Raw genomic sequence first — 20,097 nt, 5'->3', positions numbered from 1 at the left:
AACGGGGCTTTTCGTGGTTAAGTTTAAGTAAACGATCTTATCAGACCACCCGTTAACAGGTACCACCCATCAATCAAGACGAAAAATAACACCTTGAAGGGGAGAGAGATGACTGTTGGGGGGAGCATCATCATGCCCATGGACATTGTGATTGTCGCAACAATCATATCAATGACGACAAAGGGCAATGCGATGAGGAAGCCGATTTCGAAACCGCGTCGTAGTTCTGATATCATGAAGGCCGGAATGAGAACGCGAAGGTCGAGCTCTTCGATGGGCGCATCTTTTTCGTAGTTGAATGCACTCACTGCCAGATCGTCGAAGAGGACTAGATCTTTTTCGCGAACATTGTCCAACATGAACCGTCGGAACGGTTTAGTCATTTCCTCGTAGGCGACTTCTTCTGTGATTTGCTCTTTGATTAATGGTTGCAGACCATTTTTCCACGCGGTGTCGAATGTTGGTGCCATGACGTAGAAGGTCATGAACAACGCCAGGGAGATCATGATGATGTTTGCAGGCGTCGTTTGCAGACCGATACCGGATCTCAGGAATGATAAAGCCACAACGAACCGCGTGAAGCTTGTTACCATGATCAGGATCCCAGGCGCTAACGAGAGCACCGTCAGGATCATGACGTATTGGATAATCCGGCCACTTGCAGACGCCTGCCCTGCTGGGAGCAGATCACTCAGGTTAATATCCTGAGCCGAGGCCGGAGCGACCCAAAACAGCGCAAATAAACTCAAAAAACCCGTAATAAACGCAAAATAACGCATTACTGAATCACCACAGATTCAAGGACGAGTTCCTTGACAAATTTGCCACCACGCATCTTGGCGCGTTCATTGAGATCATCACGCAAACGCAGCAAACCACGAGTGCCTTCGAGCTGGCGTGGCCCTAAGGTCCGGGCGTAGAGCAACAGATCCTGCTCAACCTGTTTGACCAGCAAGGAGTGATCTTGCTCTTCTATACCGCGCTGCATCAAAACAACTGAGGCTTCAATACGAATCCAGTTCTTAGAGGAAGACAACAGGTTGGTCACGATTGGCTTCAATGAGACAATCTGACTGCTTTCTGTATATTCCGGATTGATCAGAGCACCACTGTTGGCTTTTTGCTCTTCCAAATATTTGCCGTGCACCTGATCGACCAGCGTAGAGCCGATCCCCATTCCACCAGCACTTGCAACGGCAGTCACGACAATGGCCGCGACTGCGACGCCCACCCAAGAATTCTCGGAGGCTGGCAACTGTGGCTTTGGCAACTGTGGTTTAAGAGCCATAGAAGCCTCCTTTAGAGCGGGCTAATGATATCAATGATTTGCTGACCAACGCTTGGCTGCTGCATTTCCGTCACGCGGCCACGGCCACCGTAGGAAACACGCGCTTCAGCGATCTTGTCATACTCAATGGTATTTCGACCTGTGATGTCTTCAGGACGCACGATGCCAGCAACTGACAGGACGCGAACCTCATAGTTCACTCTGACTTCCTGTTGCCCGGAAATGATTAGATTGCCGTTGGCAAGTACTTTGGTCACGACTGCTGCGATGGAAAGTTTGATCTCTTCACTGCGGTCAATAGCGCCCTCACCTTTACTGCTGGTCGCACCTGTCCCTGAAATGCTTGCGTCTGCTTCTCCTGAATCAACACCAGCCCAGGAGAACGCTCCCTTCAAACCGGTAGATCGGGAGGAGTCACGCTTTCTCTCGCTGGAGTTGTCTAATTTGGCTTTATCGTTGATCTTGATCGCAACGGTAAGAACATCGCCAATTTGCTTTGCACGCGGATCGCGGAAGAAATCCTGCTCACCGTCGGCCCAAAGCCCGTGATAAGCGCGATTTGAACGGCCGCCACTTTTCGCTGGAGTTGCCGGCAGGTTTGCAACATTTGGCTGAAGCCCCTGCCCCAGCGGGGTCAGATGCGGCTCCTTGCCAACGTTTTTCATAGCATTACAGCCAGTGAGCGTAATTGCGGCGAGAATGCATACCAAAGTGCGCTTCACTGTGAAACTCCCATACTTTGCTTGGCGGCCTTTCGAGCTGTAAGTTCTGCCATCAGATCAGTAAGATACGCTGCGCGCTCTGAGGCCAACTCAGCAAGCACCGAACTGGCTTTCCGCGCCTTCATCTGGAGAAGAATTGAAACTGCTGTTTCATCATCCAGAGACGTTAACTGCAGCGCCGCTGCATCCGGACGCATGTTGGCATAGATGTTAACGACATGCCCTTCAGCTCTCTGCAGGATTTCATCACGACGTTTCACCCACATGCGCAACTCAGCAATCTTAGCGTCGAGTTCCGTAATCTTGGCTTTCATCTGATGTTCAACATCAAACAGAGCACGCATTTGCCAAGCAATCCGAGCGTCTTTTGCCTGATCAGCAATCGCTTCGCAGTAGTTCTTGGCCTGCTCAATTGCGGCACTCAGTTCTTCTGTCTCGGCTTCGTTCGTCTGGGCACTTGCGCTTACAAGCGACATGCACAAACCGAGAGATACCGCTGCACACTTAAGGGGAAAGAATTTCTTCTTAGAGAGCTTTAAGAGAGGCATTACAACTCAGTTCCAATAGGTTTAGCGGTACAGTGAAGCCACAAGCTTGCCCGTGGCTTATCCAATTGCCGTGCAGTCTTATTTGACCACGAGAGTTGCCTGGAGAGCCCCTGCCTGCTTAATCGCCTGAAGGATTGCAATGATTCCACTTGGCTTCAGACCAATACGGTTCAATCCTCTGACCAGAGTTTGCAAATCAGTTCCACCAATCAACTGCAACTGACCATCTTCCTGAACCACATCAATATCCGTGCGCGGCACAACAGTCGTTTCGCCCTGCTGAGCGAACGGTGATGGCTGTGAGACTTCAGGCCGCTCAGAAACACGAACCGTCAGATTGCCGTGCGTCACAGCAACTGTTGAAATCCGCACATTCTGACCGATAACGACGGTTCCAGTACGCTCATCCACAACTACTCTTGCTGGCGTATCCGGCTGAACCATCAGGCCTTCGATCTGAGAAATGAAACGAACTGAGCTGATACCTGCAGGGCGTTGTACCTGAACTGATCTATAATCAAGCTCACTGGCAAGCTTCAAACCATAGCGGTTCAGTGAAAATGCGTTGATTGCATCCGTCACTCGTACAGCGGTCTTAAAGTCTGGATTTTTAAGTTCCAGCACCAGCTGTGGTAGCGAAGAGAAATAATCAGGTAGCGTTTTCTCAATTAGCGCGCCATTTGAAACACTTCCGGCAGTTGGAACACCTTGTGTCAAACTACCAGCATCACCGGTGGCCGCAAAGCCAGATACAGAAACAGAACCCTGAGCAACCGCATAGACGTTGCCATCAGCCCCCATCAATGGCGTCACAAGAAGCGTTCCGCCTTGCAACGATGCCGCATCGCCGAGCGATCCGACAGAAACATCAATACGGGCGCCATTCCCAATAAAGGGAGGCAACTCGGCAGTTACAACAACCGCCGCTACATTTCTTGATCTTAAGTTAGACTCTCGAACGTTCACCCCCATGCGCTCAAGCATGGATTGCAAAGACTGCTCAGTGAACGGAGAATTCCTCATGGTATCGCCTGATCCATTCAGACCAATCACAATACCATAGCCGACAAGCTGATTAGAACGCATGCCGCGCAGATCAGCTATATCCTTGATACGGACGAGTGCAGACGCACTGTCAAACGATAAAAACAAAGCAAGAAAAGCAAGATAAATTGCCCCCAGAGAACGGCTTACAGAACGCACGGTGTTATTCCCCTTCAGCCAGCAAAGATCCGTTTTCTTGCACTTTGCCTAAAACACTTAAACCTGTATCAGGGTTCTTAGCCCTGATATTTGCACCAATTGCCCCAGATTCCTGCGCCTCAACAATGGCGCGGATTTCCAAGCCGTCTTCTTTAAAAACCAACAGAACAGAAGAACCGCGTTGTACTACAACAGGATCTTGAACCGCGTTTTTTGGAATTGGTTTTCCTGGAAAAAGGGTACGGCGCGCTTCCAGCCCAACTACATCTTGCATTCGACCTACAATCGAAAGCTGCGCAACCGACTTTTTGAAGAACCCGTGTTCACGAAGCATACCTTCTTCGATCTTATCACCCGGATAAATCATCATGGCCGGCACAGGAAGCTTTACAACTTCGCGTCGGCCAGCTGCTGATGCCGCTGTTAAGAACAACGGCACGCAGCACACTAGCAATGCCAGGCTACGCAGGCGCTTGGAAGCACTCATCACCGCGTCCTTAGCGAATGCCCTTGGACACAGTTCCAGCCATATCATCTGCTGCCTGAATCACTTTGGAATTCATCTCGTACCCACGCTGCGCGCTGATCAAGCTTGTGATCTCTTTAACGGGATCGACGTTGGCACCTTCAAGATACCCTTGACGAATAACTCCAAGCGAACCTTCGCCAGCAATACCGGTATTAGGCGCGCCAGATGCAATAGTTTCGCGGAAAAGATTGCCACCGATCGCCTTCAGGCCAGCGTCATTCACAAAGTTAGTCAGGTTCAACTGACCGATGCTTGTGGCTGGGTTTCCGTCGGCATAAGTAGCAAACACTTCGCCACTTTCATTGACAGTAACTTTAACAGCCTCGAGCGGAACAGTGATACCAGGTTGAACTTCGTAACCATCAAGAGTTACAAGAGCACCCTCACCGTTTACGTTGAATGCACCAGACCGGGTAAAGAGCGCTTCACCTTCAGGGCCGATAATTTCAAACCAACCTTGTCCATCGATCGCCAGATCAAATGCGTTATTGGTTTGCTGCAGCGCACCTTGAGAATGCAACTTACGAACCGCTGCGGTTTTCACACCAAGACCTTGCTGAATTCCTTCAGGAACAGGTGCAGCACCACCACGATTGGACACGCCAGCTGCACGATCAGTTTGATAAAGCAGATCGGAGAACTCAGCGCGAGATGCCTTAAAGGCAGTCGTATTCATGTTCGCGATGTTATTGGAAATAACTTCGAGATTTTTCTGCTGAGCAGACATACCCGTCGCAGCGATAGCAAGAGCCTTCATAGGAAAAACCTTTTCTCAAACAATTAAATACTCATACGAGAGAATTCTTGATAGGCCTCAACAACCTTGTCACGCACAGCTACTGCGCTCTTCAAGGAAAGCTCTGCCTTCATCACAGCCTCGACCACTTTTTGAGCCGAAACCTCGCCACGAACTGCCGCAACAGATGTCGCTTCAGCCGTTTTCAAATCGCCTGCAGTTTCACGAACCACATCAGCCATAGTATCAGCAAAGCTGCCCTGAACCTCTTGGGTCGCCTGCGCATTCTGCGCTCCGCCTACCAAGTACTGACGAGTACGAGCAGTAGACGAAACATCATTTACCCCACTGGTAAACGTTGAAACACGCGACACTGAACTCAACGCCGAAAGATCCGCCATCACCTACTCCTCAACAAATCGATTGTACGGGTAATCATTTCTCTGGATTTGACCATCATCTGCAGACCAGCTTCATAAGAACGCGAAGCTTCTCGCATGTCCGCCAACTCAATCAGAGTGTTTACGTTTGGATATTTTACGTTGCCATTCTCATCTGCCGCTGGATGCGACGGATCAAATTCAATACGGTAATCACCTTTATCCGTACCGATATCCTTAACCTCAACGAGATTGGCACCAAGCGCGCGATCAACCTCACTTTTGAAGGTAATCGTTTTACGCTGATAAGGATTTGCCCCAGGAGTGTCGCCTGTCGACTGAACGTTGGCCAGGTTCTCAGAGACAACGCGCATACGCTGTGACTGAACCCTCAGACCCGAGGAGGAAATCTTTAATGAAGCGACAAGTGGATCAATCATAATTTTATCTTCCTAAGCTGCTCTTCATCAAGCCATAGAAGGACCCAACAAGCTGAGTATTGAGTGAGTGCTGACGAGCAACCTCACCTGACTTAATCAACTCTTGCTCTAGGGAAACGGAATTATCTGAGACGGTAACTTGCCACGCCTCACCGTCATTCACCCGCACACGACGGGCATTCGTTCCATCTTCGCTGATATGACCTGACTGGGTAGCAGCCATCTGAATGCTGGTTTTATCCAGAATGTCCTTAAAAGGCTCGACATCCTTACTTGCAAAACCAGGAGTATCAACGTTCGCAATATTTTCGGAAATTGTTGATTGCCGCACTGACAACCAAGAATTTTGCCGCGAAACCAAACTAAAAAGATATACGGGCTCCAAAAAATCCACTCCGCTACAAAAACTGCTAAAAGTGGATAGCAGCGCAATCTTGTCCGTAGCTGGCGGAATCAATATTTCCGAAAAAAGCAAAAAAGATATACTTGGTTAGTCAAGCATATCTTTTTATCTTAAAATTTTAGGTAAATAAATAGTTAATATATTGTTTAAGAATTAACAGATGCGTCCGCGAGCGCAGTTTCCAACCTCTTTGTATTTTCCTGCGGGTCTTCAGAAGGCTGCTCAAATGCGATGAACTTGACATCAACTGCCGAGTTTAATGCAAGCAAAAACAAATGAAACATGACACTCACACCGTCATTTACGAACTTCATATGCAAGCAAACTGTAACATCGCCATTCCAGTTCAAATCGATTGACGACGTTCCAGCATAGGTGAGTGTGTCGGGCTTAAAATAAAGTTCCGACGAAGATTCCAGCAAATCTGTGAGATTGGCAGCTTCGTTAGAGAGAATATGGCGAGCTAAAGAAGACAGATCGCATAACCGTAACTCGGCTGCGATGGGCTTCATAGCGTTTGCAATCAATGCCTCGCGCAAAACATCTTCAGATTTTGCAGGCAGGTCGTTTTTCTTCAATGCGGTCTTTGTAGACAAAATACCCTCTTAAGGCAGAAACGCGTTTCGACAAAGTCTTTAGCGCTTTAAATAAACATATGAAATAATTTCTGCTACCGCTCGATAATATTCCTCTGGAATACTCTGATCTATCTCTACGGCGGCATAAAGTGAACGCGCGAGTTGTCGATCTTCTACAACTGGAACATCATGAATATATGCCAGTTCTTTGATTTTCAGTGCAATCAGGTCCTGCCCTTTTGCAACAACACGCGGCGCTTGTTCACCCTCACGCTCATAATACAGCGCAATGGCAAAGTGGGTGGGGTTCGCAACAACAACAGTCGCATCCTGAACAGATGACATCATGCGCTTGCGAGCCCTGTCACGAGCGAGAGAGCGTAAGCGCGCCTTGATAAGCGGATCGCCCTCTGCTTGCTTATATTCGTCCTTCAGCTCCTGGTGAGACATGCGCAAGTTCTTGCGCCACTGGAAACGCGCCAGAACCAAATCAAAACCAACAAGGAAGATGGTTGCGACGCAGATACCGGAAAGCAAAGTCATTGCAACAGACAAAATAAGCTGAGGCACCTGACTTGGGTCGCTGTACATCGCTGTCAACGCAACCGCTTGCTGCGATTTCAATACAAGCGCGGCAACGACGATCACAGTTACCAGTTTGAAGAGAGACTTCACAAACTCCATAGCGCCATTGACGCTAAAAAGCCTGCCCAGTCCCTTTTTCAAGGAGATTTTGCTGAGCTTCGGTTCAATTCGGTCCAACACCAAACGTGGCGTATTTTGCATGAAAGAGGAAGCCAAGCCAAAGAAAATCAGGACAGAAACGATAGGGCCAAGAAACCAGACAAGCTGGAAAGCCACAGCAGACATCAACTGCAAAGGCTCCGCAGCACTGACAAACTGTATTTCACCCGGATTATCCAAAAACCACTTCAGAAAATACACCAGGCCCTGCGCCTTATCGACAGCGATGAAGGAAAGCACAAGAAGAAGTGCAAGCATTGAGGCAAGCACAGACGCTTCCTTGGAGACTGGGATATTCCCTTTCTCCAAGGCATCACGAACCTTCTTCTCCGTGGGTTCCTGGGTTTTACTGTCGGGATCCTGGTCTTCAGACATGAAACCTGCCGCTTCTCAAGATGGTTTGACAAACTTAAAAAGTCATAGGGAAGCGTTAGACGTAGACTTCTTCTCCACGCCCAATCTCAAGATCGATCTCACCCGAATTTGCCTTTTCAAGGGCAAGGTCAGTAATCGCCCGACGCGCATCCATCACTTCACGCTGTGTCATAGGCTCACCGGAAGCCAGATCGTTCTCAACGATCCTACGGGCACGAGACGCCATACTTGCGAGGATTGACTGACGGAACTCTGGATTCGTTCCTTTAAGAGCTGCAGTGATAACTTCACTAGTAACATCATCAAAGATTGCAGTTCTGGTGCGAAGATCCAGGTTCTGGATATCATCAAAGGTGAAGAGCAAGGCATCGAGCTGCTCTGCAGATTTTGGCAGAGCTTCACGCAGATTACCCAGCGTATCTTCAAGATCGTCACGTTCCATTTTATTGAGAATATCTGCCATACGAACATGGGAATCTGTACCCACAGTTCTTGCAAAGTTCACCATGAAGTCTTCATGCAGTGTCTTCTGCACTTCCTCCATAATGTCCTCAACGATAGGCTTGAGTGTCAACATACGGCGGACAATCTGATTACGTTTTCTACGCGGGATCTGGGAAATCACACGCGCAGCACCACTTGCGGAAATCTTTGACAAGATCACTGCTGCAGTTTGCGGATGTTCTTTCTGCAAATATGTAGAAAGAACATGCTCCGAGATTTGTGAAACCTTGTCCCAGATCGAACGCTTGGAGTAGCCCATCACGTCCGACATAATTTCCGCGACCTGATCTTCTGGAAGAATACCTTTCAGAAGACTCTCGGCCCCTTCGGCTGTACCGAACAGGTTTACACCACCTGAGAAAAGCTCGATGAACTCTTCAATTAGCTCATCGAGTTCACTAGCAGGAACCGTGCCCAGATCTGCAGCTGCCCGAATGATCATCCGCATTTCGTCGTTATCGAAATGCTTCAGAACGCGGGTTGCCTTATCACTCCCCATAGCCAACAGCAAAGCTGCTGCCTTCTGATGGCCATTTTTTCTGGAAATGACGCTTCCCATTTCAGCTGGAACAACACTGTTCATTCTCTACGCGCCTCGGATACACATATAAAATCAAGCACAGCTCTTGTGCGGCTAGTTGTAGCTGCCTTTTGCGCCTACAATCTCAGTCAGCGACACACCAAACCGCGAGTTATCGTCTTCAACAACTACGATTTCGCCACGCGCTACAGTGCGGCCATTTACGACAATGTCGACAGGCTCACCAACGCGGTGATCCAGAGGTATAACCGCACCACGACCAAGCTTAAGCAAACTAGCCACAGGCATGGTTGCAGATCCAAGAACAACCTGCATATCAACCGGAATACCTAGAACTGCTTCCAGATTACGGTCAACGTTCTCGTCGCTCATACCCTTTTCAGGCGCGGAAGCAGCTGGCTGGGCTGCAGCAGAAGGCGCACCCATATCCATATCCATCTCGGCTTCAGAAGCAGCAGCTTCCCATTGCAACGCGAGGGCTTCATCACTCATTTCATTTGAGCTGCTCATTGCGGATCATTCTCCTTCTCAGGACTTTCGTCGTCCTTTACATTTACAGATCTGAATGTGGCGCTCTGGCCGAAAGAAACTTTTCTAACTCTGACATTCTGGTTATCTATTGCAGATACAGCAGTATTTTCTTGGTTACCTGCCGGTGCAGGCTTACCCATTCCACCAGCCAGCAACAACGCGGCGGTATTGGACGCTGCACTCGTAACGGGCTTTTGCTTTGCCTTGGTTGCAGCAGGCTTTGCAGCACGACCGGAACGTCGCCCGCGATCCCCACCTGGCCTTGGTGGCGCATCATTCATACTGATGCCGACTTCATCACTCTTCTTGCTCAACCACTCGATATGCTCCTGAAGCGCTTTCATTTCTGTTTGCGCCTGCAGGATCACACCAGAGATATCGACCGTAGCTTCACGAGCCTCATCAATCCGCTGCCCAAGATTACTCAGGATCTCCTCACCGCGAACCCGGATTTCCTGCAAGGACAAACCAATGTTGTCCATTGCTTCCGAGGTCTGATCAAAAATCCTTTGATACTCTTCATGATAGCCGGAGAGCCGCTTTAGCTGTCGGTACATGACCACAACACGCCACGTCGTAACCAAAAGAGCAAAAAGTAAAAATCCGTCAATTAGATAAGATATCATCGAGAAGTTCCCCTTCCTGCTCGATCAATTCTTCAACGCGTACTGTGTAAGATCCTGCAACCTGACCCAGGCGACAGTTAAACAATGGCTGACTGTTACATTCGAGCTGAACGGCAGTTTTTGGAGTAGCATTCAACTCAAGAACAAGACCAACCTCAAACTGCGCAACCTCTTCGAGAGTCATGCGCTGCTCTTCAAGAATTGCCGTAAGCTTGACTTCGGTACGCTGAACTTCCTGCTGGAACTGTTTAGTCCAACGGGTATCGCGACCAGCAACCTCACCAGACAACACCTGTGTCAGGTTTTCGCGCAGCGGATTCAGCACCGACTGAGGAATAATGATGAAGATCTCACCTTCACGACCGATGATTTCGGCAGTCATTTTGGCAAGCACGCACGGATTACTCTTCCTGCCCGTTTGCGCGAATTCCATACGGTTTTCGAGACGCTCAACCTTCAACGAGGTATCAGCAATCGCCTCAAACGCCGTTTCGAGCGCTGTAGCCGCCTCCTGGAACATCCTATAGGCAAGCCGCTGCTCGACATTCGTCAAAGCGCGATCTTCAAGAAACGCCTCTTCTTCACCATCACCACCAAGCAGAACCTCAACCATGGAAAAGATGAAGGTTCGATCAAACCCGAGCAAAATGCGCGCATCCCACTCCTGAGCATGAAGAACCGCAACAACTGCGCGATCCTCATATTGCTCAAGAGCATCACCAATACGCTCATTAGAAACCGATTGAACTGCTAAGTAAGGTGCAGTTGCCGCCATCTGCCGAAGTGTATCGATGTACTGGCGCGCCATACGGTCAAAGACCACATGCAGCATTGGGAGACGATCGACACCAAGGCCCGCAGCATCCAACAAACGAGAAGGCAAATCCACCTTTGCATTCTGAGCGCTGATCACCTCATCACTCATTTCCAGCTCTTGAGGCTCCATCAGGCTTCACTCCCAGCTGCAGCAGACACCACCGGACCAGCATTCATAGTTTCCGCCTCAACTTCATCAATTGTAGGACGATCGTCCGCACCGATGGTTTTACGACCGTGCTCCAATGCAATCTGAGGCGCTGCACCATTCATAAACGCAAGCAATGTCTGCTTCACCTCTATATAGAGACGATAACGCTGCTCACGAATGGATTTAATCTTCACTGCGACCGGGCTGACGATTCCGTAGGATAAAAAGATACCAAGGAACGTACCAACAAGCGCAGCACCAATCAGACTACCAAGAATTTCCGGCTCCTGATCAATAGCCCCCATCGCCTTCACGATACCAAGCACAGCAGCCACAATACCGAGAGCAGGCAAAGTCTCAGCAACAATACTGAGCGCTTGATACGGCTTCATCTCTTCACGACCAAGGGTGTGCAACTCTTCATCCATCAATGATTCAATTTCATGAGGACGAACATTACCGATGATAATGAGACGAAAGTAATCACAGATAAAACTTGTCAGAGATATGTTCGCGAGAACCCGCGGGAAACGCTGAAACAACTCAGAATCATCAGGATTATCAATGATCTGCTCAACATCATTACGCCCCTTTGCACGAAGGGTTCTCATAAGACCGTAGAGCACACTTAGCGTATCCAGATGGTCACGCTTTTTTGGCTTTGCATTCACCAAAGCTTCATGAATACCGCGCCCGGTATCCTTAATCGTCTTAAACGTATTCGCCACCACGAAGGTACCGAAGGCGGCTCCCCCAACAATCAGCAGCTCAAAAGGTTGCCATAGCACCTTCATATAGCCACCCATTGCAACATAACCACCAATTATGGATCCAATAACGATCACGAGGCCAACTAGAATATTCAATTTGCGCTCCACACACTTACCGGACAAGCACTTTTCTTATTTTGTGGTAGCGAGACTTACTTGTCCGAAGCTGGCGTAAAGACGTTGAAATCCTAACAAACACCCGTACAGCTTCAGACAAGCCCTAAAGAGCATTCTCTCGAAGCATTTGAGTGTAGATAGGTTTGCTATGATCAGCACATTAACGCGATATGCGCTTCTGACTTTGAGCATGGATACTACATTGGGAGGCGCAACTATGAACACCATAGAAGGCCGCGAACCACGCAAACCTGCAGGAAATATCAGCGATAGTAGCTTGATCGGATTTGGAGTCTAAATTTATGGTCGTCCCTTCTCTTTATGTCTCCCTTTCCGGGCAAATGGCCCTTGAGCGCCGACTTGAGACAGTTGCGCGAAATGTAGCCAACATGGAAACTGCTGGCTATCGGTCTACAGAAGTCAAATTCGATAGTCTCGTTAAGAGCCCGGGCAAAGATCCTGTTTCCTTTGCGTCCACTGGAGAGAACTATATCTCGACGCAGGCTGGCACGATCAAGCAAACTGGTAATTCTCTTGATGTCGCGATTGATGGCAACGGCTGGCTGGGTATTCAAACCGGCAATGGTGTTGCTTATACTCGAGATGGCCGTTTTCAGATCGGTGTTGATGGCATCCTCAGGAGCATCGAAGGCAATCCAATTCTTGATAGCGGAAATGCACCAATTATCCTGGACCCACTTGGCGGAGCTCCAGAGATTGCTAAGGATGGCTCCATCTATCAAGAAGGCCGTCAGGTTGGCGTACTCGGCCTTTTCTCCATTCCTCAGGATGCCAAGCTGAGCCGCGCAGGAAATTCTGCTGTAATACCTGACGCGCTCGCAGAACCAATTCAGGATTTTACAGAGAATGGATTCGCCCAGGGCTTCGTAGAAGGCTCGAACATTAATCCAATCTCTGAGATCACCAAGCTCATCACCATCACCCGTGCTTTTGAAAGTACAAATTCGATGATGCAGAGTGTGGAAAGTATTCGGCAGCAGACTATACGAAAACTTGGAGAGAGCTGATGGCTGTTAATCCGGTTCAATCAATTTCTGGCACTTCGGAAGATACTCGTGCCGGAAGCACCTCCAATAATACTAAGACCTCATCACCCAAACCATTTAGTTTGGGTGAGTTGCTTGATATCATCAATCCATTGCAGCACATCCCCGGTGTAAATACTCTCTATCGAGAAATTACTGGTGATGAGGCTTCTGTTCGCTCTCGCGTTGCAGGTAGCTCATTGTATGGGATGATTGCCGGCCCTCTGGGAATGGCGGGCCTCGTCGCTGGAAACCTTGCAGAAATGAAGATTTCTGGTGTGCTGGACGCGGAGAACGCGGCCACAGACAAGGCAACAGCTCTCAGCACCATTGAGAAAAAAATACAGGCAAGTCCAGCTGCACCTGCACCTGCTTCAGATATGGTGTCCTCACTGCAAAGGGGAACGCCAATCCTGCCCGTCCAGTCCAAAGAAATTCCTCCGCTTTTTGGCAATATCGCTTCTGCCGAAGCCATTTCTATGGGAAATGAGGACAAGCTGATTGAAGCTCTGGCTGGTAGCTCGAAGAACGAGGAAAAAACTTCTTCTGACTTGGAAACATCAACACTTCCAACAGTTGATAAGCTGTCACAGGATGCTCGGAACTTGCTGCCAGATGATTTGCTCAAGCAGCTACAAGAGCGGCATCGCAATACAATTGCACAAAGCTAATACTTCAAAAGGTTGTTTATGACCGCCCTTGCGCGCATTCAGGAACTTACCGCTCAAATTCCATCAAGCTCATGGAACATTGAGATAAGCGGAACCCTCTGTGAGGTTACCCCTAATCATCTTAGAGTTAAGGGCCTTTCAGGTGGCGTTAACTTGGGAGACCAGGTCTCCTACATGAGCAACAACGGTGAAGAATTTGGAGAAGTCATCCGAATTGAACCTGACAGTGTGCTTGTGAAGCCCTATGCATCCAGATCTGACCTCGGTCTTGGGATCAAGGTAAAGCGTTGCGGCGAACTTAGCTTTTATCCGGACAACAACTGGCGCGGGCGCATTATCAATGCGTTTGGACAGCCAATCGATGGTCTCGGTCCGATGACTGAAGGACCATCTCTTGCGTCATTTAATACCCTCCCCCCTCCGCCAGTTCACCGTGCGCGTGTTAAAGACGCTGCCTTAACTGGGGTACGGGTGCTCGACCTCTTTACACCAATTTGCCATGGTCAGCGCCTGGGCATCTTTGCCGGGTCTGGCGTAGGTAAATCAACACTGCTCTCCATGATCGCACGAAGTAACTCTTTCGACACTGTCGTTATCGGGCTAATCGGCGAACGTGGCCGTGAAGTTCGTGAGTTCGTCGAAGAGACACTTGGAGATCAACTCTCCAAATCCGTGGTGGTGGTTGCTACAGGCGATGAAAGCCCCATGATGCGACGGCTTGCTCCTAAAACAGCAATGACGGTGGCCGAGCACTTCAGAGATCAAGGACAATCTGTTTTATTGATCGTTGATAGCGTCACTCGCTACGCACACGCCCTACGTGACGTTGCATTGGCAGCTGGAGAGCCTGCTCTTTCTCGCGGCTATCCACCGAGCGTATTCTCGGAACTCCCCCTCCTGCTCGAACGTGCAGGTCCTGGCATCGAAGGAAGCGGCATGATGACCGCCATCTTTTCCGTGCTCGTTGATGGTGATGACCATAATGACCCTGTCGCAGACAACATCAGAGGTCTACTGGATGGGCATGTCGTTCTGGATCGGCATATTGCTGAGGAAGGCCGGTATCCTGCCGTCAATGTCCTCGGCTCCATCTCGCGACTTGCGCAAAGCTGCTGGTCCCCTCAGGAACGTGAGCTCATCCTGAAACTAAAGGCAATGATTGCGAAGTTTGAAGATACCAAAGATCTACGCATGATGGGTGGCTACAAAGAGGGTGTAGACCCCTTGCTCGACCAAGCCATTGAGGTTGCCCCGAAGGTCTACAATGCGCTTGTACAGGGCTTGGACGCCCCCTCAAGCCAGGATGCCTTTACTGAGCTGGCTCAGCTTCTGTAAAAGAAAAAAGATACGAGACCTAAACAACAAAAAAGGCTGCTCAAGCAGCCTTTTTTGTTGTTACAGAGAATTAATTATATAGCCGAGATAACGCTTTGAATCGATGGGATCATACCCCATCTGTGTGCGTAGTTTCTTTCTTAGCTTACTGATGTGACTTTCGATTACATTTTCGTCTACTTCACTTTCAAAGATGCCATAGACAAAGTTGTAAATCTGAGTTTTCGTCAGTCGCCGTCCGTTATTCTGAGCAAGGTACTCAAGAATACGACGCTCTCGGCGTGGTAATGCCAGTGTCTTCCCTTTGATTTCAGGATCCCGTCCATCAAAGTATACGGTAAGATCACCTAGCTCGACGTTAATGCTTTGGTTCGTTGTCCGGCGCTTGATTGCGTTGACACGCGCAAGTATCTCTTGCGGATGCACCGGCTTACGGACGACGTCATCTACACCAGCAGCAAACAACTTCAGTGTCTGTTCCAAAACCGGACTGCTATTCAGAACCAATACCGGTTTTTGAGAGCACCTACGGCGGATAATCTGCGGGAACTTTTCACGTTCCCCTATCTCACCAATCAAAATAGCTTCGACGGCCTCGAACTCGGTATCAGGTGCAGTATTTAACCAATCCCGAAAGTCATCCGGACTAAAGCCACTTGTCGAAATACCTTCTCGCTCAAATCCAGATGCATACCCATCGGTCACAAGCTGTTGTTCATCAACAATTAAATACATAACCCCAACCCATTCATTCCCAAATGAATACATCGCTGGTAAATCAGTGAAACACATTCTGTCAATTTCTCTTGAAGAATTTTTACCTTCAGCACCAAGTAAAACCTCACAAGAAACTATAGTAATTATAATAGAAAATAAGAATAAACTTTACTTACAATTTTAACTTAATGCAAAACATAGGTACCGGTTTCCGTCATTTTTCGAATTCTTTCGAATTTCAATCTTTATTTCTCATACCCTTATTTTTTGTAGGACAAAAATTCAAAGGCATATTTTTGCCACATCCTCTCCATATTTGAGTTCGCGTCATACGGGAAAAATCCTTGGGATAAACTATTAGCAATTTTAAGTTAGCTACTATTGGCACAAGGAGTAGAATCAAAAAGAAGCATTAAAGCCGGAGAAAAACGGGCGTACTTCTACTTATTCTTACAATTGTATATCTCATGTAATTTTATCTAAATTAGCACATTAACCATCCAATTCTTAGTAGGCAGCATTTTCCTACTTAGAAAAGAAATGTATTCTCCTAGAACTTTAGATAAATAACAGAGCTATACTCTCAAATACTCGTCACAATTCGACTACAATTTTACCACAATGCGTGTCTTTTTTCGGGCAAGGATACCACGTTATCAGGGGGATATACCTAACTGTGGGATGTGTTTCATCTCAGGTTATGTACTATTGCGTTTCAACTTAAACAAACCTATTTGCACATCCAGAAAAGATCGGCTCGTGCAGGAGACACAATGTTAATTACAGTAATAGGCAGCGGCTACGTCGGGTTGGTTTCAGGCACGTGTTTTGCTGATTTTGGTCATGAGGTCATCTGCGTTGATAAAGCAGAAGACAAGATTGAAAAGCTGAAGAACGGGCAAATCCCAATTTACGAGCCGGGTCTGGAAGAGCTGGTTGCCAGCAATGTGAAAGCTGGCCGCTTGAGCTTTACAACTGAGCTACCTGACGCGGTTCGTAAAGCCGACGTTATCTTCATCGCAGTCGGCACCCCTTCCCGCCGCGGAGATGGGCACGCCGACCTTAGCTACGTGTATGCAGCGGCTGAAGAGATCGCAACGTCCCTTAATGGCTTTACAGTCGTTGTCACTAAATCGACTGTTCCGGTTGGTACGGGAGATGAAGTCGAGCGCATTATTCGCGAAGCAAATCCAAATGCGGATTTTGAGGTTGTTTCAAATCCAGAGTTCTTGCGCGAGGGTGCTGCGATTAATGACTTCAAACGCCCTGATCGTATTGTTGTCGGCCTTTCTCATGAACGCGCAAAATCGGTTATGACTGAAGTCTACCGTCCTTTGTATCTCAACCACTCTCCAATTCTGTTCACCAGCCGCCGCACCTCTGAGCTGATCAAGTATGCCGGCAATGCCTTCCTTGCGATGAAGATCACGTTCATCAACGAACTTGCTGATCTGAGTGAAGCAGTTGGAGCAGACGTTCAGGATGTTGCCCGAGGCATCGGTCTTGATAATCGTATTGGTGGCAAGTTCCTGAATGCTGGCCCTGGTTATGGTGGTTCTTGCTTCCCGAAAGATACACTTGCGCTTGTTAAGACTGCGCAGGACTACTCCAGCCCTGTACGCCTGATTGAGACCACTTGTTCAATCAACGATCAACGCAAACGTTCTATGTCCAAGAAAGTAGCAGCGGCTATTGGTGGGGATGTTCGCGGCAAGAAAATCGCAGTGCTTGGCCTGACCTTTAAGCCAAACACAGACGATATGCGCGACAGCCCTGCCCTTTCCATTATTCAGGCGCTTCAAGACAAAGGTGCTGACATTCACGCCTATGATCCTGAAGGTATGGATTCAGCTGTAGAGCTTTTAGAGGATGTTACATTCGGAAGTAATGCCTACGAGATTGCAAAGGGTGCACATGCTCTGGTTATTGTGACCGAGTGGGATGCGTTCCGCGTTCTCGACTTCAGCCGCCTTAAAGACGAGATGGCGACTCCAGTGCTCGTGGATCTCAGAAACATCTACGGCAAAGACGAAGTTGCAAAACACGGCTTCTCTTACACCTGTATTGGACGTCCTGACGAAGAAGTCTAAACAATAAGGTCCCGGCGAATTATGTGTTTTGCCGGGACTTTTCTCGCCTCCCACAATCCATGCCCAATTTTTATGTGCTGTTACCAAAGAGGTGACAATTGCGGTTTGCTTTCAACACACCAATCATGCGAATTTTAATTATCGCGTGAGCAGATTCTCTCAGGGCTAATCCCAAGAGCTTTATGAGCTGAGAGCAATCTGCATTTTGGAAGATTGTTGGAGCCTATCCTAGTTGCTTTACAAGCATAAAAACAGACGAGAGCGTATAGCCTCTGGTTGGCCATGGAACGTCAAAATTCCTCGCGCTGTTGCTTTGCTTGTTTGCTTGTGCCTTTCATTCAGCAGCTTTTCGCAAGCCTATGCCTTTGAACTTTTCGGATACCATCTCTGGGGTGAAAAAGCCGAGAGTGATGAAGATAGCTTAGCTGGTGTGCCAGACCCGACACCTTACACGGTTGAGTTCCGTGTTGTTGGGGAACATGAAGACCAGCCGAGTGAACTTGAGGAAGAGCTGCAGTCCGTCAGTCTTTTGGTTCAGGACGTCAAGAAGCTTCCGTCTGGCGCCAGTGGCGTTCTCGCCCGCGCAACTCAGGACTTTGAACGCCTGATTGGTAAGCTTTATGAAGATGGATATTATGGTGCTCTGGTTCAAATCACCGTAGCAGGATCACCACTTAATCAAGCCATCCTTCATCCTGAGAAGATTACAGAGCGCCCTATTCCTATTCTCGTGGAGATTAACAGAGGTGTTCAGTTTCACTTTGGCAATGCAGATGTAAATTATAAAGGTTCGGCAACAGAGAATGATCTTGACCTGCCCAACGCGCAGTCACTCGGCCTTGTCGAAGGAATGCCAGCACTTTCAGCTAAGGTGCTGGAAGCAGAAAAGCTGGCTATTAAGTTCCTTAAGGATGAAGGATATCCATTTGCGAAAGTGGGGAACCGGCAGTTACTGGCCAATCACGCCAGTCAGACGCTCAAAGTTAAACTGGATATTGTCAGTGGACCATATGCGCGGTTTGGTCCGGTTTCTGTTTCCGGCACAGTCAAAATGGATCCTGAGTTTGTTCGCAGTTACGCAAACCTTCCTCGCGGTGCGCAGTGGGATGCCAAAGTTATCTCTCACGCACAGAGCAGACTGAGGGATCTGGAAGTCTTCTCCAGCATTCGCTTTGAACCTGATGACCAGCTTGATGCGAACGGTGAACTGCCTCTGACGATTGTTGTGGCAGAACGCCCACGGAAAGTTTTTGGAATTGGTGCCAATTACTCCAGTAATGAAGGCGTTGGTTTTGATGGATACTGGCGACACCGCAATCTGTTTGGAAAAGCGGAGCGACTTTCAGTCACCGGCGCAGTCGGCCAGCTTCTTGCCGTAAATAACGAGCAGATTGAGTATGCCGCCCGCGTCACCTTTGAAAAACCCGGTGCGATTGGACCGTTGACCGCTTTTTCAACCAGCGTCGCTGCCGTTCAGGAAAACCCAGATAACTATCGCAGCACGTCATTTACATACGATGCTTATCTATCCCGTGATTTTACAGAGGCTTTGAGCGGCCGAATTGGTGCAGAAGTCTATTTTGCCAATGAACGGGACGTTTTTGGCCAGAATGATTACTTCCTATTGGGAATTCCTGCAGACCTGACTTACGACACACGCAATGACGCTTTGAACCCGACCAATGGTATTGAAGCCAAATTATTCTTTGAACCAGCCTATGACGTGCTTGGTGATACCGAAAACCTGTATTCTCAAGGCTCGATTGCCAGTTACCTGCCGATTGTAGGTACGGACCGTGTTGTTTTAGCTGGCCGCGTATCAGCTGGTGCAATTATCGCCCCGTCGGTTCAGGATGTCCCCGCTGCACGGAGGTTCTTCCTTGGAGGTGGTGGATCAATCCGAGGGTATGCTTACAAAAACGTGGGGCCGCGTTTGGATGACGAAGTTACGGGTGGGCGCAGTTTCATGCTGTTTAATGGTGAAGTCAGAACAAGAATTACCGAAAACATTGGTCTCGTCGGATTTGTAGATGCAGGCGCTGCATATTTGACCCAGTTTCCAAACTTCGATGAGCCCTTCAGCGTAGGTGTTGGCGGAGGGGTGCGCTATTTCACACCTGTTGGCCCTTTGCGGCTTGATGTTGGTGTCCCACTTGAACCTCAGCGCAATGATCCGCCGTTTGCAGTCTATATTGGTTTAAGTCAGTCCTTCTAATCAGCACCGCCTACAGAAGGC

Annotated in this window: 23 protein-coding genes; 5 read left to right on the top strand and 18 right to left on the bottom strand. The window is 48.6% G+C overall.

Annotated elements, in window-relative coordinates; genetic code table 11:
- Positions 1-23: 23 nt before the first annotated feature.
- The 17 genes from fliP to motA all read right to left on the bottom strand — a co-directional run bounded on the left by fliP (position 24) and on the right by motA (position 11,981).
- A complete protein-coding gene (gene fliP / locus PsAD46_RS14265) occupies positions 24-779 on the bottom strand; it encodes a flagellar type III secretion system pore protein FliP (protein WP_063293151.1) in 756 nt (251 codons plus the stop codon).
- Positions 779-1,288: a flagellar basal body-associated FliL family protein gene (locus PsAD46_RS14260; RefSeq protein ID WP_057466019.1), complete on the bottom strand. Its 510-nt coding sequence runs from the start codon at positions 1,286-1,288 to the stop codon at positions 779-781. The genes fliP and PsAD46_RS14260 overlap by 1 nt, the downstream gene beginning before the upstream one ends.
- An 11-nt stretch (positions 1,289-1,299) precedes the next feature.
- A complete protein-coding gene (gene flgH, locus PsAD46_RS14255) occupies positions 1,300-2,010 on the bottom strand; it encodes a flagellar basal body L-ring protein FlgH (protein ID WP_063288332.1) in 711 nt (236 codons plus the stop codon).
- Positions 2,007-2,486: an MgtE protein gene (locus PsAD46_RS14250; RefSeq protein ID WP_208980743.1), complete on the bottom strand. Its 480-nt coding sequence runs from the start codon at positions 2,484-2,486 to the stop codon at positions 2,007-2,009. The genes flgH and PsAD46_RS14250 overlap by 4 nt, the downstream gene beginning before the upstream one ends.
- Before the next feature lie 150 nt (positions 2,487-2,636).
- A complete protein-coding gene (gene flgI, locus PsAD46_RS14245) occupies positions 2,637-3,761 on the bottom strand; it encodes a flagellar basal body P-ring protein FlgI (protein ID WP_063293153.1) in 1,125 nt (374 codons plus the stop codon).
- Between the two features lie 4 nt (positions 3,762-3,765).
- The gene (flgA, locus tag PsAD46_RS14240) at positions 3,766-4,248 is read right to left on the bottom strand and encodes a flagellar basal body P-ring formation chaperone FlgA (RefSeq protein ID WP_208981849.1); all 483 of its coding nucleotides are present in this window, start codon (positions 4,246-4,248) and stop codon (positions 3,766-3,768) included.
- 10 nt (positions 4,249-4,258) lie between these two features.
- Positions 4,259-5,047, bottom strand: a complete 789-nt coding sequence (gene flgG, locus PsAD46_RS14235) for a flagellar basal-body rod protein FlgG (RefSeq protein WP_057466015.1) — start codon at positions 5,045-5,047, stop codon at positions 4,259-4,261.
- 23 nt (positions 5,048-5,070) lie between these two features.
- On the bottom strand, positions 5,071-5,427 hold the full coding sequence (locus PsAD46_RS14230) for a flagellar hook-basal body complex protein FliE (RefSeq protein ID WP_057466014.1): 357 nt from the start codon (positions 5,425-5,427) through the stop codon (positions 5,071-5,073).
- Positions 5,427-5,843 carry a flagellar basal body rod protein FlgC gene (flgC, locus tag PsAD46_RS14225; RefSeq protein WP_193757797.1) on the bottom strand — a complete coding sequence of 139 codons (417 nt, stop codon included), beginning with the start codon at positions 5,841-5,843 and terminating at the stop codon, positions 5,427-5,429. Before flgC ends, PsAD46_RS14230 begins: the two co-directional genes overlap by 1 nt.
- Positions 5,844-5,850: 7 nt before the next feature.
- A complete protein-coding gene (gene flgB / locus PsAD46_RS27655) occupies positions 5,851-6,231 on the bottom strand; it encodes a flagellar basal body rod protein FlgB (protein ID WP_082830624.1) in 381 nt (126 codons plus the stop codon).
- A gap of 164 nt (positions 6,232-6,395) precedes the next feature.
- Entirely contained in the window at positions 6,396-6,845 is a 450-nt protein-coding gene (locus tag PsAD46_RS14215; protein ID WP_208981848.1) for a hypothetical protein, read from the bottom strand.
- A 39-nt stretch (positions 6,846-6,884) separates the two neighbouring features.
- Positions 6,885-7,946: a flagellar biosynthesis protein FlhB gene (flhB, locus tag PsAD46_RS14210; protein ID WP_063293154.1), complete on the bottom strand. Its 1,062-nt coding sequence runs from the start codon at positions 7,944-7,946 to the stop codon at positions 6,885-6,887.
- Between the two features lie 55 nt (positions 7,947-8,001).
- The gene (locus PsAD46_RS14205) at positions 8,002-9,033 is read right to left on the bottom strand and encodes a flagellar motor switch protein FliG (protein ID WP_063288329.1); all 1,032 of its coding nucleotides are present in this window, start codon (positions 9,031-9,033) and stop codon (positions 8,002-8,004) included.
- A gap of 51 nt (positions 9,034-9,084) precedes the next feature.
- Entirely contained in the window at positions 9,085-9,363 is a 279-nt protein-coding gene (gene fliN, locus PsAD46_RS14200) for a flagellar motor switch protein FliN (protein ID WP_244271751.1), read from the bottom strand.
- A gap of 134 nt (positions 9,364-9,497) precedes the next feature.
- Positions 9,498-10,148, bottom strand: a complete 651-nt coding sequence (locus PsAD46_RS14195; RefSeq protein ID WP_057466009.1) for a hypothetical protein — start codon at positions 10,146-10,148, stop codon at positions 9,498-9,500.
- Positions 10,129-11,094, bottom strand: a complete 966-nt coding sequence (locus tag PsAD46_RS14190; protein ID WP_057466008.1) for a FliM/FliN family flagellar motor switch protein — start codon at positions 11,092-11,094, stop codon at positions 10,129-10,131. Before PsAD46_RS14190 ends, PsAD46_RS14195 begins: the two co-directional genes overlap by 20 nt.
- The gene (motA, locus tag PsAD46_RS14185; protein WP_057466178.1) at positions 11,094-11,981 is read right to left on the bottom strand and encodes a flagellar motor stator protein MotA; all 888 of its coding nucleotides are present in this window, start codon (positions 11,979-11,981) and stop codon (positions 11,094-11,096) included. The genes PsAD46_RS14190 and motA overlap by 1 nt, the downstream gene beginning before the upstream one ends.
- Positions 11,982-12,304: 323 nt before the next feature.
- Between motA and flgF the strand changes: the two genes are divergently transcribed.
- Genes flgF through fliI form a run of 3 tightly spaced genes read left to right on the top strand, consistent with a single transcriptional unit; the run spans position 12,305 to position 15,054 of the window.
- Complete coding sequence (gene flgF / locus PsAD46_RS14180; RefSeq protein ID WP_063293155.1) at positions 12,305-13,030, top strand: flagellar basal-body rod protein FlgF; 726 nt, start codon at positions 12,305-12,307, stop codon at positions 13,028-13,030.
- Complete coding sequence (locus tag PsAD46_RS14175; protein ID WP_063293156.1) at positions 13,030-13,719, top strand: hypothetical protein; 690 nt, start codon at positions 13,030-13,032, stop codon at positions 13,717-13,719. The genes flgF and PsAD46_RS14175 overlap by 1 nt, the downstream gene beginning before the upstream one ends.
- 18 nt (positions 13,720-13,737) lie before the next feature.
- On the top strand, positions 13,738-15,054 hold the full coding sequence (fliI, locus tag PsAD46_RS14170; protein WP_063288325.1) for a flagellar protein export ATPase FliI: 1,317 nt from the start codon (positions 13,738-13,740) through the stop codon (positions 15,052-15,054).
- 60 nt (positions 15,055-15,114) lie between these two features.
- On the opposite strand, the gene PsAD46_RS14165 is transcribed toward fliI, so the two are convergent.
- On the bottom strand, positions 15,115-15,789 hold the full coding sequence (locus PsAD46_RS14165; protein WP_057466177.1) for a response regulator transcription factor: 675 nt from the start codon (positions 15,787-15,789) through the stop codon (positions 15,115-15,117).
- A 755-nt stretch (positions 15,790-16,544) separates the two neighbouring features.
- On the opposite strand from PsAD46_RS14165, the gene PsAD46_RS14160 reads away from it, so the two are divergent.
- Both PsAD46_RS14160 and PsAD46_RS14155 read left to right on the top strand, forming a co-directional pair.
- The gene (locus tag PsAD46_RS14160) at positions 16,545-17,861 is read left to right on the top strand and encodes a UDP-glucose/GDP-mannose dehydrogenase family protein (RefSeq protein ID WP_063293158.1); all 1,317 of its coding nucleotides are present in this window, start codon (positions 16,545-16,547) and stop codon (positions 17,859-17,861) included.
- Positions 17,862-18,093: 232 nt separating this feature from the next.
- Positions 18,094-20,076: an autotransporter assembly complex family protein gene (locus PsAD46_RS14155; protein ID WP_208980740.1), complete on the top strand. Its 1,983-nt coding sequence runs from the start codon at positions 18,094-18,096 to the stop codon at positions 20,074-20,076.
- The last annotated feature ends 21 nt before the right edge of the window (positions 20,077-20,097 follow it).

It is taken from the genome of Pseudovibrio sp. Ad46, from assembly GCF_001623065.1.
Classification (GTDB): domain Bacteria; phylum Pseudomonadota; class Alphaproteobacteria; order Rhizobiales; family Stappiaceae; genus Pseudovibrio.
Note: the sequence above shows the minus strand (reverse complement) of the source record. Positions and strands in the feature narration are given on the sequence as shown.